Below are 17,153 nucleotides of genomic sequence, written 5' to 3'. Positions count from 1 at the left end.
CTTATTTAGCGCTTCGCGATATCGAATTCAAAAGTTTGTGTACTGTGATCGAAAGTTTTTAAGTCGTAGATGCGCTCACTAAAGATAACATGATCATGTTGATCGACCAATACGACGGTACTGCAGCGCGACCCATAGTTGTCGGTTTTAATGAACATGGAAGATAATGCGCGCTCACGATCGAGCGGTAATCCGGTTTGCGGCAGTTCGGTGTCTGGCGCAAGCTGCTCGTCGTACAAAATGTCGAAGAGCGACGCTGGCGTGATTATTGGCTGCGACAATGTTTCTTTAAACTTTTTGTTTCCGCGAAGCACTTTCGGCCAAGGCGAATCAAGTAAGTGATTGCTCAATCCGTGAAGACCTTCCGAAATTTTGGACACGCCATCGCGGTAATTCGAATAGTACCAAAGGGCTTCAGGGTTTCCGACAATCAAATTAAATCCGTTATAGGCTTTTCCGTTGACGGCAATGGTATTAATATAATTTTCTGCTGTTGTCTTTTCGATGAGATAATCCGACACGAGCATACCACGCGAAGGTGCTGCGGGATTTATATTTTGCGGATCGCGATAGTTGGTAAGCATGCTAATTTTACCATCCTTTGCCATGGCCATCCACGTTCCATTGGCTTCGAGATCACGACCGCCGAGTATCTGTGGATGATCTTTCCAAAAATGTGCAGCTTCCGTTTTTCGATTGTAGAACTCATCGCGATTCGCTGCCACGATAAGTTTGTAAGTAGGATGTGCTTTAAGCGATATGAAAATAAGACACATGGTGGTTTTGTGTTAGCTCATCCGAAGAATACCAAGTTGATTTCCCAGCATAAGGTGCGCAACGTTCCTCTTTCAGCTTTAGGCTTTCTGCTTTCAGCTTCCTCACTGTTCTTCAAACAATTCGAGCTGATCCGGCAGTAAGGTAAACGATTTTCGATGAAACGGCGTAATGCCAAGTTGTTTAATTCCTTCGCGGTGTGCTTGCGTTGGGTATCCGACGTTGGTTTCCCAGAAATAGCCGGGGTATTGTTGTGCGAGGTTTTGCATCATATCGTCGCGATACGTTTTGGCTAGAATCGATGCCGCTGCAATGGAGAGAAATTTTCCATCGCCTTTAATGATGCACTGATGATTGATGTCGGGATATTGTTTAAAGCGATTGCCATCGATGAGTAGCAGGGAGGGGCGTACACTCAATTGATCAATGGCTTTATGCATCGCTAAAAACGAAGCATTTAAAATATTGATGCGATCGATTTCTTCGTGGTCGACTTCCGCTACAGCCCAAGCCATGGCGTCACGTTCAATGTCGAAGCGTAGCGTCTCACGTTCTTGTCGCGTAAGTTGTTTGGAATCGTTGAGGAGTTTGTGCTTATACTTTTTGGGAAGTACTACTGCCGCGGCAACGACGGGGCCCGCAAGGCAACCTCGCCCGGCTTCGTCACAACCTGCTTCAACATGTTCCTTGGAGTACGATGAACGCAACATAGATTTACAAACTTAAGCTTGATTTTCATTCGAGACAAAAAAGAAATCGATAGCTTTGAAATTGTTTATCAGCTGCGCTGTGCAGTATTCGGTTGGTGTTCACAGACAATGTGTTACAAAGCCAAAGATAACGTCTAAGTCGATTGTTTAGCAGGAAGAAATATGTCGAAAGAAGTGATTAAAAATCCCTGGACCACCTTGTCGGGTGAAAGTAAATATGATAATCGTTGGATCAATGTAACGGAGTATCAAGTGCTTAATCCTGCGGGCGGAAAAGGAATTTACGGGAAAGTACATTTTAAGAATAAGGCGATTGGTATTATTGCGTTGGACGAGGATGATAATACCTGGTTGGTTGGACAATTTCGCTACACACTAAGTGAATGGTCGTGGGAAATTCCCGAGGGAGGTGGCCCATTCGAGGAGGAACCGCTGGCGTGCGCGAAAAGAGAGCTGAAGGAAGAAACAGGCCTCACAGCAAAGCGATGGACGCAAATTGCACGTGTTCATCTTTCCAATTCAGTATCCGACGAAGAGGGCTTTTTGTTTTTGGCACAAGACCTGGAACATGGCGAAGTGGAGTTCGAAGAAACAGAAGCGGATATGAAGGTGATGAAGCTCCCCTTGAAGGATGCCGTGGCCATGGTCGATCGTGGTGAAATTACCGATAGCCTCAGCGTCATTGCCTTACAAGCGTTGGCACGCATGCGAAAAATTTAAGTCGTTTAGGTTGATTCGGTGTTGAAATAAAACTTACCCAACCAGTTCATATTTTTTTTTTATCTTTTCAGAAAGGAACCCATGATCGAAGCCAAACCTGTCAAGCTATCGCAGACCACGATTACCGAATTGATGATCCCATCGTATGCAAACTTCGGTGGAAAAATCCACGGTGGTATTCTTTTGTCGCTGATGGACAAGGTAGCGTACGCATGCGCCGCCAAACACGCCGGAACATATTGCGTCACCGTTACGGTCGACAAAGTTGAATTTCTTCAGCCCGTAGAAGTAGGAGAACTCGTATCGCTTCACGCCTCCGTGAATTACGTTGGCAACTCGTCGCTCATCGTGGGGATTCGTGTCGAGGCGCAGAATGTAAAAAAAGGTACGGTGAAGCACACCAATTCATCTTATTTTACGATGGTGGCGAAAGGTGAAGATGATAAACCCACGACAGTTCCTAAACTGATTCTTGAAAATGCGGAAGACATCAAGCGCTTTATTGAGGCGATGCGCATGAAGGATATCAAGGCTAAGATCAAAGAGCAAATGGATGATGCACTGTCGAATATTGAGATTAGCCAGGCGAAAGAAATCCTCAAGAAAGAACGATGCATTATTGCCTAACACCGCTATGAAAAGAATTTTAATTGCCCTCATCCTTGTTGCGACAATACCCTCCTTAGCGCAAACCCAGGAGATTTTATCACAACGCGACCAAGCGAAACTGATGGATGAAATTCTCGACGATCGACTGAAGCACCTTCTTCCTTTGTTGATGCGTCGCGAGGGAATTGATATGTGGGTGATTGTCTCACGCGAGTACAACGAAGATCCTGTAATCGAAACGATGTTACCTGCTACATGGATGGCTGCGCGCAGAACAACAATGTTGGTGGTCATCGATCATGGTGCTGAACCGATGGAATACCTCGCTGTTTCTCGATATGATGTTGGGAAGATTTTTCAAAGGGCCTGGGATCCCGATCACGAACCCGACCAATGGAAGCAACTGGCCAAAATTATCGAAGATAAAAGTCCAAAGAAGATCGGCGTCAACAAGTCGGAACACTTTGGTTTGGCCGATGGAATATCAGCAACGGATTATGATAATATACTGAAGCATGTCAACAAGAAGTTTCATCCGAATATTGTCAGTGCACAATCATTGGCAGTGGCGTGGCTAGAAACAAGAAGCGATAGAGAATTGACGATCTATCCGCAAATATGTCGCCTCGCGCACGACATTATCCAAGAAGGGTTTTCAGAAAAAGTGATCCATCCAGGAATTACGACTACAGACGATCTTGTTTGGTGGTATCGTGAACGAATCAAAGAACTGAAACTCGACACGTGGTTTCATCCGTCGGTTTCAATTCAACGTAATGAAGCGGATTTGATTTTTATAAAACGACCGCAGCCCGTGGTAATTCTTCCTGGCGATTTACTCCACGTCGATTTCGGTATTAGCTATTTGCGATTGAATACCGACACCCAGCAACATGCCTATATTTTAAAGCCTGAAGAAACGGATGCGCCCGATTATCTGAAGCGCGCGTTAGCAAGGGGAAATAAATTGCAAGACATTCTCATCCGGAATTTTGGTGCAGGTAAAACAGGCAATGAAATTTTAGCGGCATCGCGTAAGCAAGCTGTTGATCAAGGTTTAACACCATCGATTTATACGCACCCGATTGGCTACCACGGCCACGCAGCGGGAACAACGATCGGTATGTGGGATCAACAAAATGGAGTGCCCTTTCAAGGCGACTACATTATGCACTATAACACCGCTTATTCAATTGAACTTAATGTTACCGTTTATGTTATCGAGTGGAAAAAAGAAATTCAAATTAAGTTAGAAGAAGACGGTGTATTTGATGAAACCAAGGGCTTCCGATATTTAGACGGGCGACAAACGGAATTGATAATCATCCCGCGACCGGCCAAATACATTAAACCTTGATTCGTTATCTTCGGCTATGCGTTTCGTTCGGACCATTCATACATACTACGGTTTTGGGATTTTTGTCATCACCTTTTTTATCGCGTTTCCAATACTGCTCGTTCCGATCATTTTTCCCAGGGCATTTCGGCTCGTTGGCGTTGTGAATCGATGGTGGGCCCGCACCGTGTTTACGTTGGTGTTCCTTCCTTTTCGCGTTGAATATCGGGAGAAATTAAAACGCAAGCAGTCCTATATTTTTTGTCCCAATCATTTTTCATACATCGATATTCCAACAATGGGGTTGAATCATCACAATACCATTTTTGTAGGAAAAAATGATTACGAGAATATTCCGTTGTTCGGGTATATGTATCGAAAACTTCATATTACGGTTGATCGATCGAAGTTGAAGAGTCGGGCTACGACGGTGAAGCGTTCGCTAGCGGCAATCGACGATGGAAAAAGCTTAGTCATTTTTCCAGAGGGCGGGATCATTACCGAAAAAGATCCTGTTTTGGCGCGTTTTAAGGATGGCGCATTCAGGATGGCGATAGAGAAACAAATTCCAATCGTACCTGTGACCATTCCCCATAATTGGATAATTTTGCCCCCGGATGAATTTCTGCTGCGTTGGCATCCTATGAAAGTAATCTTTCATGAGCCCATTCAAACAAAAGGAATGACGCTCGATCAGGTCGCAACGCTCAAAGCACAAGTATTTGAAATCATTCACACAGAATTGCAAAGACATCTAAGTCATGAAAATAGACCGCACCTTGTTGGATAAAATTGCGCACCTTTCTCGTCTAGAGTTCGACGAAAAAGACGCAGAAAAAATGATGAAAGATATGACCGCGATTGTCGACTGGGTGGAAAAATTGAAAGAAGTGAATACCGATGGTGTTGAACCGTTAACCACCATGAGTCATGAGATCAACATGCTTCGCGAAGATGAAGTGAAACCTCACCTTGATCACGAGGCTGCCCTGCTGAATGCACCGAAGAAAGATGATGTGTACTTCCGCGTACCGAAAGTCCTTGAATAAACTGTACTTGAATACGAATACCATGAACCCGGTCGTTGATACTACCGGGTTGTTTTTTTAAATCTCCCGCTATGTCACCGCTTTTTTTCTGGAAACTTTGGATTAAAGATTATCGCTACACGTGGGTTGCGCTTGCAATCTTGCTGACGTTATCCATCGGCTACTTGTGGTTTGCCTATGCAAAAGGGCCAGACAATGTAATGCATTGGGATAAGTTGCAAGAGCAAAAAATAATTGAAACAACAGTACACAGTTTTCGACTTGGACCCTTGTCACTCGATGTGCCAGCGGATAGTTATGTAATTCTAGAACATCTCAATGGTAGCGATCTCAAACCAAACATCACAGCCTACTATATTTTCTTGGTTGTATTGGTGATCAGTGCCATTGTGCTGATCACGGTGATTTCATCACTCGATGGTTTTTGGTTCTTTGCAGGGATGACGGCTGTCATTCTTTTCCTGATTGGGATGCGTTTCGAAGTCCTTGGTATTATGGGACGTTACGACCAGGTTGTCCCATCCGTGATTCTTGGCTGTTATCTGTTGCTTGCATTTTACTTTAACCGCTTTCGCCCTTCAACAACGTTTCCAATTCGGCTAGCCTCATTTGCGCTTTTAACAGCTATGGTAGCGATCGTAATCACATTTCTTTCGGTGGTCGAGAATCCGATGGCGTATTTGGCTGTTACGGGATATGTGCCGGCGTTGGTGCTCTCGTTGTTATTCATCATCATGACGGCGCATGAAGTCTTCGCTTTTTTGATCAAGGCCGCAGGGCAGGGATCTTCGAAAAATCTTCGTCACGTGGCGATCATTTGCTTTGTATACTTCCTCAATCTCCTCATTACGGCGCTGCATGAAGTGGGTACGATACAATGGGACTTTGTCTACATCAACGCTTACTTCCTGTTGACATTGGCAGCGGTTATCGGCATCTGGGGGTACAAAGACCGTGAAGTGCTGTATGAAAACATTTTTCCATTTTATCCCCTCGGCGCATTCTTCTTCCTCGCGTTGGGTGCGATATGTTTGATCACCACCGGACAACTCGTCGCGAACGATAATGATCCTGCGATACGTGTAATTCGTCATACAATCATTTACAGTCACACCGGATACGGTTTGATATTCATGATTTATGTTATCGCAAATTTCATTCAAACGCTAGGGGAGAATCGATCTATAGCCGAACACTTATACCGTCCACAACGGATGCCTTATTTTACATACCGCTTAGCCGGAACCATCACGATGCTTGCATTTTTCTTTGTGTCTTTCTGGCAAGGTTATGTTAGCGATGCCACGGCGGCATTTTATAATATGTCGGGTGATCTCCATGCGATGGAAAATGATCCGGAATATGCAGAAGGTTTGTATAAAAAATCGAAGAGTCAAAGCGTCTTAAACCATCGTGCGAATTACAGCCTTGCAAACGCGGCGATGTCGCAATTTAGATTTCGCGATGCGCAAGATTTCTATGAATCCGCTAACCTGAAACGTCCTACGAGTTACTCGATCTTAAACTATGCGAACACGTATCTCTGGGAACTGGAATACAAAGAGGCTATTCGTGCTTATCGGAGAATTCTTGCGTCGAAGGAACAAGTTGATGCGGCTGCCGTGAATTTAGGATACGCGTATATCAAATACGGTGGTGTTGATTCGGCGCTATTCTATCTCAGCGATGCCCGTGAAATATCGTTAACGAAGACGACGGCAGAACTTAACTTCCTTGCGCTGGCAGCAACGAAGGTACTCCCCATCGATACCGACTCGACGTTGAAGATTTTCGATACCGATGATGCTGGCGTGAAGGCGAATTCACTTGCTCTTGGAAGTTTGCTTGGGCAACGGGTAAATGTCGTATCGGATCCGCTGGTCAAGCAACCGATGAGTCTTCAAGAAGCGACGTTACTGAATAATTATATTATCCACAACGCAACAACGCTAGATACGACATTCACACGCGATGCGTTTGCCATTGCGTCGGATTCGTTGAACGCTGATTTTAGTGAAGCGCTGAAAGCTTCTCTTGCCTACGCGTTTTATCATCAAGGCAATGTGCGTAAGGCGCTAGAAATCCTTGCTGAGCTCGTTTATCGAAGTCAGGCCTACCAAGGGAAGTTTAATTATATCATGGGGTTGTGGGCCTTAGAACAGCAAACGCCGGAGCTTGCAGCCGAGTACTTTGATTATGCTAACTTCTACAACTACAAAAATGGTCGACTGTACTACGCCATCGCATTAACGGAGGCGCGCAGAACTTCGGAAGCACTTGTTGCTTGGGATTCCATCTTGGTAGCTGGTGATTTGTCTGCGCAGCGCATTGCGACTAACATGAGGCGCATACTTACGCTGCGGTCAGACCAACTCGCCGGGCTTAGCGATTCAGACCTCTATCAATTCAATCGTTACCGCGTCACAAATGATGATTCCGTTACCACGGAACGCCTGTTAAACGGTTTTACAAATGCGAACTATAAAGCACAGGCATTGCTCGATGTCAGCAAGCGTTTGTTTGACGAAGGGAAAGTGGTGAAAGCTATCCGTTACTATCAGCGCATAGCAGGTCTCTCGTTGACAGATTCGAATTTGTACAACAACGTTCGCCACTTTGAACTTGAGATGTTGGCGTCGCGTGGTGAGTTGCGCTCTTTGGCAACGCAAATCAATAAAGACATACATTTCGGACCGACTCGTTTCTTGCAGAAAGTTTGGTACACAGCACTGCTTAGTGAACAGAGCGGTGACCTAGCAACGGCGACAAGAAATTATGATATCCTGGCTAGCTACAACCCATTCTTCGTAGAAGGTCTTGAAGCCGCGGCAGCATTTTACAGGAAAAAGGATGCGAAGAGTTTAAAGCCTTATAATATTCTCGCGGAGGCGGTTCAAGTGAACAAGCGCTCGCTGAAATTGTTGAGGGCGTATCACGCGGAGGCTATACGCATGGGATTCGATGAGTTTGCCGCGACCGCAGCAGAAACGATTGTAGAAATAGAAAGCGCTAAGGACTATTAAGCCTTAGCGCGTTTTGTTTTTGCCTTACGACCAGCAACAGATTTTCCGTTTAAAGATTTTCCATTCTTGTGGCCATTCTTGCTTTTCTTCGACGTTGATTTAGTAGCCTTCTTTTTCTTTGCTTCTTTCTCAGCGTCTTTGGCTTCCTGTTTCCAGAGTTTGATATTTTCGCGGATTACCTTCCAATAATCTTTTCCGTAGTCAACGAAGATTTCAGCACCTGCCGGAATATCTTTCTTTGACTCGATATACGGAATTAACCCATCTGTAACATAATCGCAGTTATTGTTAATCCCTTTGATCTTTACAAGGCCACGGGCATCGTTAGCGTAACGCGCGAGTGCATTTTTTGTAGGAAGGGCATTAATAACGTGGTTACGATTCACATAGAATATATAGCCGTTCTTACCATCTTCATCTGCAACATCTTTCCATGCGGATTTTTTTCCCTTGTATTCCACAATACGGGTTCCTTTCGCGATCGCTTTCTTGGTGAAAAGCCCCTTACCTGAATTTGGGATCGTTGATTTCTTAACGAAGAGATATTTTTCTAAAAGTGCCATGTAAATTGTTCTTAAAAAACGCGTGAAGATAGAATAAAAATACGCTATCGAAAAAGTCCTGCCACAGAAAGCTGCCTGAACGCAGAGGGATAGAAAAAAAGGAAGCGCACTCCCTTGTGGAAGCGCGCTTAACCAAACCCAAACCAGACGTAAATTTTGTGATGTTAAGGCCTCACTATCGTTTTCGGCAACCTATGCGTAAGCTTATCGCTTCCCATATAGCAATGTCAGGTACCATTGCTTTGTCGATGAAAACGGCGATAGCAGGAATAAACTGAAGAGCCCCGATAAAACAAGCCACTCCGGCTGTTCAAACAGTAGGCTTATGTAGGTAAAGATTACCAGCAGCCGAAAGTGCTCGAGGTAATACATCCATGTTCGTTGCTCAAGCAACGCGCCACAATTGATCAGCGTCACAATCGTGAATAGCACGCCAAAGAATTTGTCGATAACAGTCAAATGTGAGAAGAACAGACTGAAGACGAATGTCAGCAGAATAATGAATATGAACTGCGCGGTTACATACTGTTTGTACGCCAATGTACCACGCACTTGTTGTCGCGAGGCAAGGTATATTCGCTCCAGTTTAGGACGAATGTTCTGATCGAGTACCTCCGGATTTCCAAAGATAATTTTAAATTTCGCTCTAAGGCCGTGTGTTTTTCTTATCGCATACAACATTTCAAGGTAGTAATGGAAATGTTGCCAAATGAAACTATGACTTTTGATGGGATGTGTTAATCCATAGACTGTGGCACCATGCTCTTCTTCTTTTTCTGTTTGAAATGTTCCGAATATCTTATCCCAGAAAACAAAAAGGTCGCCATAGTTTTTATCAAGATATTTTTCGTTCGAAGCATGATGGACGCGATGATGAGACGGTGTAATGAAAATGTGCTCGAGCCATCCAAGTTTGCCAACGATCTGGGTATGCGTAAAAAAGGAATAAGCACCGTGGATAATCAAGGTCGCTATAACCATCGATGGATGAAAACCTGCCAATGGAAGCAGTGCCCAAAATACGTTTCGCACGATAGCTTGTAATGTTGTTATTCTTGCAGAAACCGAGTAATTGAATTCCTCGCTCTGATGGTGCACAATATGCGCGCCCCAGAAAAGATTTACTTCATGGCCAAGCCGGTGATACCAATACCAAACAAGGTCAGTGGACAAAATGAGGATACCCCACATCCACCAAGTATTCGGTAATGCCCAGATCGCGAAGTTTTCATAGACGTAATAAAATACACCGTAAAAACTCGCCGTAAGGAATAGATTGAGTAGTCGCTCTGCCACGCCAATACTAAAATTTGCAATCGAGCTGTCGAATTTGAAGAGATACTTGCGGCCTTGTTTTGTGGCGATGAAATATTCTAACCCGACGAAAATGAAAAAAGCGGGTATTGCAAATGCAGCGTAGTTCAGCGGAGTGCTACTCCAAGAATGCTCTGACATGTTGATTAAAAAGTTTTGGTTGCTCCATCATCGGTACATGACCGCAGTGGTCTAGAAAAATTACTTCTGCGTTTGGCAGCGCATTGTAGAACTCGAGGGCAGTCTCCGGCGGTGTTACTGTATCTTGTAATCCCCAGACCAGTAGGGTAGGCGTTGTAATTTCATCCAGGATGTGTGATAAGTTGTTCTTCTGGGCTGCGCGTGCAAGACTTAATAGACTTAAGGTATTGGCTTTTGTTTGAACCGTAGAGTACACCTCGTCAACGAGTTCTTTCGTAACGACGTCTTGGCGATAGAATGTGTTGCGTACTTTGTCACGGATGTAGTCGTAGTCTTTGATGCGCGGAAACGTACCACCAAAAGAATTCTCAAAAAGACCCGAACTTCCTGCGAGGATAAGTTTTTTTACACGCTTCGGTTCGCGCCATGCATAAAGCAAGGCAACGTGTCCTCCGAGCGAATTGCCCATCAACGTGATATTGTTGAGTTGATGATGTTCTACAAACTGTGTTACAAAAACAACGAGATCATCAAGGCGTTCTTTCGATAACGGTGTCGAATAAAATGGAAGCCTCGGAATGATTACACGGTATTGGTTACCGAATTCTTCGGCAACAGAAGTCCAATTGCTCAGATTACCAAAAAGTCCGTGCAACAACACGATCGCGTCTCCCGAGCCAATGTCAAGCAGTGGCTGGTAATCGAATTGAATAGGCGATGTTATTAATTTTCTATTCAAGAACATGGCGCAAAGATTTTAAGCTTTCAATTGACTAAAAGCAATGTTGAATCATGCATCAACATTGGTGGCCACGTTTGCGCCTTATCTTAAAGAAGTTCCACCAAAAGATCCTTAAGACGGGCGCAACCGGAAGCCATATTGTCTAGAGAAATCATGATCTCTCATCGCCCCGATGTTGGCGGCAATGACAAATCGTGCTGGTAGGAAAAGAGGAGTCCACCAGTGATTTCACGTGATTTTAATAATTCGTGCAAGTCGATTTTCTTTTCAAAAAAAAACAATCAACATCATGCCGTTGGCCGACACGACGGATTTCTTCTTGCCGTTTAGAGGATATCAACACTGGTGGGCTATTGATTATCTACTAATTCTATAGACAAAAGTATATTTATAGGTTGGATCTCCAAAATGTTTTGCATTTATTTTTTTAATCCCATACAAAAAGCGAGAGGCTCCCATAAATATTGGAAGCCTCTGCTGCATTCTGTAAACTCAATTAAAATCTGCTATGGTGATTTTCTCAAATACACATTGCCGTATTTTGATTCGAAGGCATACCGTGGACCTGTTCCCGGTTTAGCAGAGACCAGCGTGTGAAAATGCTCATCTTTAGAATTTTCGCCGATAAACTTCACGTCCAAGTTCGAATAGATTTGACCAAAGTTGGTCTCGGCAACAAGTTCTCCCATCAACTTTTCTTTTACCGATGCGTCAACGCCGCCGTAAGTCGAAATGGCTGTAAGGGGACCGGTAAAATCTTTAACTTCTACCATGCCGTATGTCGATTGAACAGTAGTCTCTACGTTGCGTGGTACTTTGATTTCAAGAATAATTTCAAAATCAACGCCCCTGCTTTGACTCTCGAATGTTTTACCGTTTTCACTTTGGTATTTTTTTAACGCTTCCTTATCGTGAAATACCATTTTTTTTCCATCGCGAACGACCGTAATACGCTGCGGAAGATTTTTAAAATCACGGATGATATTCTTTACAACAACGGTGTTCCCGGATGTATTCGTCTGAAGTTCGAAAGCGTTGTCGTTCTCGCCGTCATTGATGCTTACGGTTCCTTGAATAGCGATTTCCGATTTGTCCCATGTAGTGATGCGAACCATTTCTGGGTAATCAAAAACAAACGATATTTTTTGTCCTGATTGTATGGCGATGGATTTGTTGATCTGAGTTTGCGCGGATGCACTAACCATAGAGATCAACATGACCACGAAGAGATACGTATATTTTTTCATGACCTTGATCGTTTTAATTTCGTCAGGATATTTTATGCCCTGACGAAATTGGTTATTTAGTTTTTCTCAGATAAACGTTGTTGTGCGTTGACGAAAGATTGAGGTCAATACCACCGCCGTTGATTTTACCCACAACGTTGGAGTTGTATACAACCATGTCATCTTCTTTGCGATCCATATCAATTTTGAAGTCAGGGTCTACGTAGAGTTCGCCGTACACGGTACCCAACTTCAAGTTTGCTTTGAATGCAACGGGCAACGCTACGTCTACATGTCCGTGAACGGAAACAATAGACACTGGATTTTTAACGGTAGCAGGAAGCTTCGCATCGATGTCGCCATGAACTGTTTTTACAGTCATAGGACCTGTTGAATTGGTAATCGTCACGCGATTATGGAGTGTAGAGACCTCAAGTTCGCCGTCGAAGTTTTTTACTTCAAGGTCGCTACCATAAGGTGATGTGTGCGAATAGGAAACCGTTACACCTTTTGGAACTTTGATGACGATCTCAGGTCCGTCCATCTTTTTTAACTGACGTACTTCAACCACACCATTTTTGTCAACGATCGACAAGCCAATGCCAGAATTGTCTTCAAGTCCGTAGCCGCTTACAGCTTTCAGTCCAACAGCGCGCTCGTCTTTTTCGTTGCTGTGATTTTTATTGACGAATATGATCTCATTTCCGGTTGTACCTTCGATGGTCACATGATTCACTTCTTTGATGGCAAGTGTGCCAGTGGTTTTAGCAAGTTTATATTCTTGTCCGTAGATCAATCCTGAGGTTGCCGTTGCTAGGATTAATGTTGCCCATATTTTTTTCATTGTCGTCGTGTTTACGTGTTTAATAATTTGTGTGTGTGTGATGTATAGCATGCTTAAGTTTTTCTTTAGGATAATCGGAGGATGCCGGCGTGTGCTTCGTCTTTCACTTCCTTGAGCATCTCTTCGTCGTTGGTTATTTTTTCAAGTTCTTGCAATGATCCTTTCTCGTTCATCTCTACCAATATTCGAATCAACGCGATTTGAACGATGGGATCTTTTTGGGTGGATAACGCGTCGATCAGTGCGCGGCGAACCATCGGGTCTTGATGAAATTTTCCAAGCGCTTCTAATGCCGCCACGCGTACATTGGTGTTAGGATCGTCGTTCATCGTTTTAATCAAGGCGCCGAGAATTTCGCGATCTGCTTTTTCGATTTTCTTAATGGCTACCGTCACGCCGAGTAATCGTTGACTTGCGGAATGTTCGTTGTCGAGCTTCGCCATCATTTCTTGCTTCGTTTCTTGTAGCAATCGTTTTGCTTCGGCGAGTTCCGATTGTTGTTGATTGTACTTGCTAATGAAATATCCCAATCCACCACCGACGACTAGTAAAGTAACAGCGGCGGCAATACGATAGAATGCAGGCGAGAAGAAAACAACTTTTGTAGAGGATGTTTTTTTTTCATTTGCCAGCATGGCGTCGAACGAAGATTTTAGTTTCTGACTCGGTTCGTATGCGGTAGATTCATTCATCATACCGATTACTTCTGTTAGCTGGCGGTGTAGTTTTACTGCTTCAGGGTTTGATAGCAGTTCGGCTTCAACCAACGCTTTGTCGGCAGCGCTGATGTTTCCATCAATGTAGTCGATCAATAAGCTTTCTAATTTTTCTTTTTCCATGACAAATAGTCGTTTGAAGCGTTTATATTTTTTCAAGCTCAAAGTAGTGCTCGCGTAATTTTCCGATGGCACGATGAACTTTTACTTTGATGTTGGCAACCGTTGTATTCATGATCGTTGCTACTTCTTCGTATTTCAAGTGTTGGAAGCGCGTTAAGATCAACAACTCGCGTTGCTCTTCGGAGAGCAGGGCCATCGACCGTTGCAAGAGGATCTCTTTTTCTTCCATATCTGTTGACTCTTCTTTATCCTCGATACTTTCACTGACACGGTCAACCGATACAAAGTCGGAGAACTTGTTTTTCTTCGATTGATAGTGATCAGAAAATACATTCCGCGCTACTTGATAAATCCACGCTTGGAATAAATTTCCTTCGCGATAGCTGGTGCGATACTTAATAATGCGAAGGAAGACGTTTTGTGTGAGGTCTTCTGCAACTTCGCGGTCTGTCGTCATTCGCGCCAGGAAGTTGAAAATTCGTTTATGGTAGCGCTCAAAAAGCACAGAAACCTGCTGAAGATCACCGTTTTTCACGGCTTCCATGATTATTTCGTCGGTCATCAGGCTAAAGCTTTTTGGTCAAGTTTGTAGTGGTTACAGGCGGATAGTGGAAAGGTTACAAACTAATTTAAAAAAATCTGCTCCCACGCCGAGATAAATGCTGTAAGTCATAACGTTTCGCAGAAAAATGCCGAGGAAGGAAGAGAATATTGCGTTAGCGATTGAGCGCGTGTTTGAGCCCGACATGGGATGTGGGCGGCTTGGCGAGTAGCGAAAGCGCGACCCGAGCCTCGAGGGAAACGCCCAAAGCTTTCAACTTTCAACCTTTAACTTTCTACTAATTCCACCTCAACCTTACATACTTATCATTCTTCTTAAAGTGCGCTGGTATTGCTTTCAGTATGGCGTCTCTCAATTTTTGAAGAAGGAGCTCTTTCATGAAGCCGCTGTGTACAGCAAGACTCACTTCACGAACTGGCTCAGGTGCAGTAAAATGTTTTACGTGTTTGTTCTTGTTGCTTGCGGCGAGTTCTGGTATGAGTGTGTAACCGTAATTGTTATCGACCATGGCTTTCAGTGTTTCGAATGAACCACTTTGATAGTTCAATTGATTATTCGATTTCATGGTTTTGGTCGCACATAGATTCATGACTTGTCCGCGAAAGCAGTGGCCTTCTTCGAGCAGCAGAAGATTTTCAGGTGTGAGGGATTTTAGACTGACTTTCTCCTGCTGAAAGTATTTCAGATTTTCTGATGTATAAAGTAGTATCGGTTCATAGAATACGGGCACTTCGCGTATCTCTTTATCGTCGATTGGTGTAACGAGAATGGCGAGGTCGATGCGATTGTTCTTGAGTTGGCGAACAATCTCTTCGGTTTGCATTTCCATCACCGTGAAAGAAGTGCCAGGGTGTTTTTGAAGGAATTCATTTAAGAATCGCGGCAGTAGGTACGGCGCTAACGTTGGGATTACGGCTAGCCTATATTCACCTTCGATGGAGTCTTTTTCGTTCTTAATAAAGTCTTTTAGATTTCTGACCTCCTGTAAAATCAATCGTGCGCGCGCGATAACAATTTCTCCAGGAGCCGTTGGTTTGAGCGGTTGCGTCTTCTCGAAAATCTTGACGCCGAGTTCGTCTTCCAACTTCTTTACCATCATGCTCAGCGTGGGCTGCGTGACGTGGCAATGTTCCGCGGCCTTTACGTGGTTTCGGTGAATATCCAACGCCACGATATATTCCAGTTGTTGTAGATTCATTCGATTGAGCTGAGTGTTAAAACGGTGTAATAAACGGTGTAAATATAAGCATAGGAATTATTGATGTGATTTATAACGAAGACAAATATATTTTTGTATCATCGCGAAAAATTTTAACAACTACATAAATCATGAGTAAAGGATTGTTATCAGTGGGCCAGCCTTTCCCAACCTTCAAAAAGGCAGCTGTTGTATCACTAGAAAAAGGAAAAGAGTTTTTTGACATTTCTTCTGAAGATTTTATCAATGATGAAGGTCGTTGGACAGTAATGTTCTGGTGGCCAAAGGATTTTACTTTCGTATGCCCGACTGAAATTGCTGAGTTCAATAAAAATTACGGTGAGTTCCGTGATCGTAATGCTAACTTGATCGGTGCTTCTACTGATTCTGAGTTCGTACACCTTGCATGGCGCAATAACCACAACGATCTCCGTGATCTTAAATTCCCAATGCTTGCTGACACGTCGAAGTCACTTGCCGAAGATCTTGGTATCCTTGAGCCAAACGAAAAAATCGCTTACCGTGCTACATTCATTATCGATCCAACAGGTATCGTTCGTTGGGTGAGCATCTATGATCTTAACGTAGGTCGCAATGTGAAGGAAGTTATCCGTGTGCTCGATGCGTTACAGACTGACGAGCTTTGTCCTTGCAACTGGGAAAAAGGTAAAGAAACTTTGAAAGTATAGTGTCATGGAAGCTACGCTGACATATTCTGAATCTACGCAAGAGTTCCTTGAATTTCTGAAGCTCGACAAAGATTTCCGTACGGAGTCTCTCGATACGCTGGAGGAAGGAAAGTCACGCTACCTTGCTGATTTGAAACTGAACTTCAAGAACTCTTTTGAGAGTGATTATTTAACGAAGAAAGAAATTGCATTGTTGGGAATTTCTCTTGCTGCAAATGCGGGGAATACCATTCTGCGTGAGTTCTTCAAAAATAATGCGCAGCAAGAAGGAGCTTCTGTAGAAGAAATTGCAGAGGGAATCGCTTGTGCATCTTTGTTGAGTGCGAACAACGTGTTCTATCGTTTTCGTCACTTCATGAACAAAGACAAATACAACGAGATACCTGCACGCATTAAGATGAACATTATGGCAAGACCAGTTACAGGGAAGGAATTCTTTGAACTGATGAGTCTCGCTGTGAGCGCCGTAAATGGATGTGAAATGTGTGTGACGTCGCACGAAAAGTCGCTGCTCGAATTGGGTGCGAAAGAAGAGCGCGTTTTCGAAGCCGTACGGTTAGCTGCTGTTATTACCAGCCTGTCGAAAGTTATCTATTAAGATACGTCTGGTTATAGTTTTAGGGTCTCGACGAAAGTTGAGGCCCTTTTTTTGTATTTGCATTTCTCCTTTAAGCGATAAAAACAAACGAGGCTGTCTCAAAAGGGCAGCCTCTTCTTTTGTGTATGGATAAAAAAAAAGAAGAGAACGTGAGTCCTCTTCTAGTTGCAAGTCGTTATCTTGCTTGTGTGTACTAAAACAAAAGTAGTCTTTAAG

At 43.7% G+C, this 17,153-nt stretch carries 18 protein-coding genes; 8 read left to right on the top strand and 10 right to left on the bottom strand.

Annotated features, from left to right (window positions below; translation table 11 throughout):
* Positions 1 to 5 precede the first annotated feature (5 nt).
* A complete protein-coding gene (locus DQQ10_RS26765) occupies positions 6 to 776 on the bottom strand; it encodes an NRDE family protein (RefSeq protein ID WP_112750031.1) in 771 nt (256 codons plus the stop codon).
* A gap of 102 nt (positions 777 to 878) precedes the next feature.
* A complete protein-coding gene (locus tag DQQ10_RS26760) occupies positions 879 to 1,484 on the bottom strand; it encodes a ribonuclease HII (RefSeq protein WP_112750030.1) in 606 nt (201 codons plus the stop codon).
* Between the two features lie 162 nt (positions 1,485 to 1,646).
* Between DQQ10_RS26760 and DQQ10_RS26755 the strand changes: the two genes are divergently transcribed.
* The 6 genes from DQQ10_RS26755 (at position 1,647) to DQQ10_RS26730 (ending at position 8,221) form a co-directional block, all read left to right on the top strand.
* A complete protein-coding gene (locus DQQ10_RS26755) occupies positions 1,647 to 2,204 on the top strand; it encodes an NUDIX domain-containing protein (protein WP_112750029.1) in 558 nt (185 codons plus the stop codon).
* 81 nt (positions 2,205 to 2,285) lie between these two features.
* Entirely contained in the window at positions 2,286 to 2,831 is a 546-nt protein-coding gene (locus DQQ10_RS26750) for an acyl-CoA thioesterase (RefSeq protein WP_112750028.1), read from the top strand.
* A gap of 7 nt (positions 2,832 to 2,838) precedes the next feature.
* Positions 2,839 to 4,170, top strand: coding sequence for a M24 family metallopeptidase (locus DQQ10_RS26745; protein WP_112750027.1), 1,332 nt, complete (start codon positions 2,839 to 2,841; stop codon positions 4,168 to 4,170).
* Between the two features lie 16 nt (positions 4,171 to 4,186).
* Entirely contained in the window at positions 4,187 to 4,939 is a 753-nt protein-coding gene (locus tag DQQ10_RS26740) for a lysophospholipid acyltransferase family protein (RefSeq protein ID WP_112750026.1), read from the top strand.
* On the top strand, positions 4,911 to 5,198 hold the full coding sequence (gene gatC / locus DQQ10_RS26735) for an Asp-tRNA(Asn)/Glu-tRNA(Gln) amidotransferase subunit GatC (RefSeq protein WP_112750025.1): 288 nt from the start codon (positions 4,911 to 4,913) through the stop codon (positions 5,196 to 5,198). Before DQQ10_RS26740 ends, gatC begins: the two co-directional genes overlap by 29 nt.
* Positions 5,199 to 5,269: 71 nt before the next feature.
* Positions 5,270 to 8,221, top strand: a complete 2,952-nt coding sequence (locus DQQ10_RS26730; RefSeq protein WP_112750024.1) for a tetratricopeptide repeat protein — start codon at positions 5,270 to 5,272, stop codon at positions 8,219 to 8,221.
* Here DQQ10_RS26730 and DQQ10_RS26725 read toward each other — a convergent pair.
* The 8 genes from DQQ10_RS26725 to DQQ10_RS26690 form a co-directional block, all read right to left on the bottom strand.
* Complete coding sequence (locus DQQ10_RS26725) at positions 8,218 to 8,784, bottom strand: SET domain-containing protein (protein ID WP_112750023.1); 567 nt, start codon at positions 8,782 to 8,784, stop codon at positions 8,218 to 8,220. The genes DQQ10_RS26730 and DQQ10_RS26725 overlap by 4 nt on opposite strands.
* A gap of 204 nt (positions 8,785 to 8,988) precedes the next feature.
* On the bottom strand, positions 8,989 to 10,239 hold the full coding sequence (locus DQQ10_RS26720; protein WP_112750022.1) for a sterol desaturase family protein: 1,251 nt from the start codon (positions 10,237 to 10,239) through the stop codon (positions 8,989 to 8,991).
* Positions 10,217 to 10,984, bottom strand: a complete 768-nt coding sequence (locus DQQ10_RS26715) for an alpha/beta fold hydrolase (protein ID WP_112750021.1) — start codon at positions 10,982 to 10,984, stop codon at positions 10,217 to 10,219. Before DQQ10_RS26715 ends, DQQ10_RS26720 begins: the two co-directional genes overlap by 23 nt.
* A 503-nt stretch (positions 10,985 to 11,487) precedes the next feature.
* Positions 11,488 to 12,228: a hypothetical protein gene (locus DQQ10_RS26710; protein WP_112750020.1), complete on the bottom strand. Its 741-nt coding sequence runs from the start codon at positions 12,226 to 12,228 to the stop codon at positions 11,488 to 11,490.
* 52 nt (positions 12,229 to 12,280) lie between these two features.
* A complete protein-coding gene (locus tag DQQ10_RS26705) occupies positions 12,281 to 13,051 on the bottom strand; it encodes a DUF4097 family beta strand repeat-containing protein (RefSeq protein WP_133259779.1) in 771 nt (256 codons plus the stop codon).
* Positions 13,052 to 13,116: 65 nt separating this feature from the next.
* Positions 13,117 to 13,890, bottom strand: coding sequence for a HEAT repeat domain-containing protein (locus DQQ10_RS26700; protein WP_112750018.1), 774 nt, complete (start codon positions 13,888 to 13,890; stop codon positions 13,117 to 13,119).
* 22 nt (positions 13,891 to 13,912) lie between these two features.
* Positions 13,913 to 14,452, bottom strand: a complete 540-nt coding sequence (locus DQQ10_RS26695) for an RNA polymerase sigma factor (RefSeq protein WP_112750017.1) — start codon at positions 14,450 to 14,452, stop codon at positions 13,913 to 13,915.
* A gap of 277 nt (positions 14,453 to 14,729) precedes the next feature.
* Positions 14,730 to 15,650, bottom strand: a complete 921-nt coding sequence (locus tag DQQ10_RS26690; protein WP_112750016.1) for a hydrogen peroxide-inducible genes activator — start codon at positions 15,648 to 15,650, stop codon at positions 14,730 to 14,732.
* Positions 15,651 to 15,781: 131 nt separating this feature from the next.
* On the opposite strand from DQQ10_RS26690, the gene DQQ10_RS26685 reads away from it, so the two are divergent.
* Positions 15,782 to 16,339, top strand: a complete 558-nt coding sequence (locus DQQ10_RS26685) for a peroxiredoxin (protein WP_112750015.1) — start codon at positions 15,782 to 15,784, stop codon at positions 16,337 to 16,339.
* 4 nt (positions 16,340 to 16,343) lie between these two features.
* Positions 16,344 to 16,937 carry a carboxymuconolactone decarboxylase family protein gene (locus DQQ10_RS26680; RefSeq protein WP_112750014.1) on the top strand — a complete coding sequence of 198 codons (594 nt, stop codon included), beginning with the start codon at positions 16,344 to 16,346 and terminating at the stop codon, positions 16,935 to 16,937.
* Positions 16,938 to 17,153: the final 216 nt, after the last annotated feature.

This window comes from Pseudochryseolinea flava (assembly GCF_003286915.1).
GTDB lineage: Bacteria > Bacteroidota > Bacteroidia > Cytophagales > Cyclobacteriaceae > Ohtaekwangia > Ohtaekwangia flava.
This window is presented reverse-complemented; position numbering and strand designations above follow the sequence as displayed.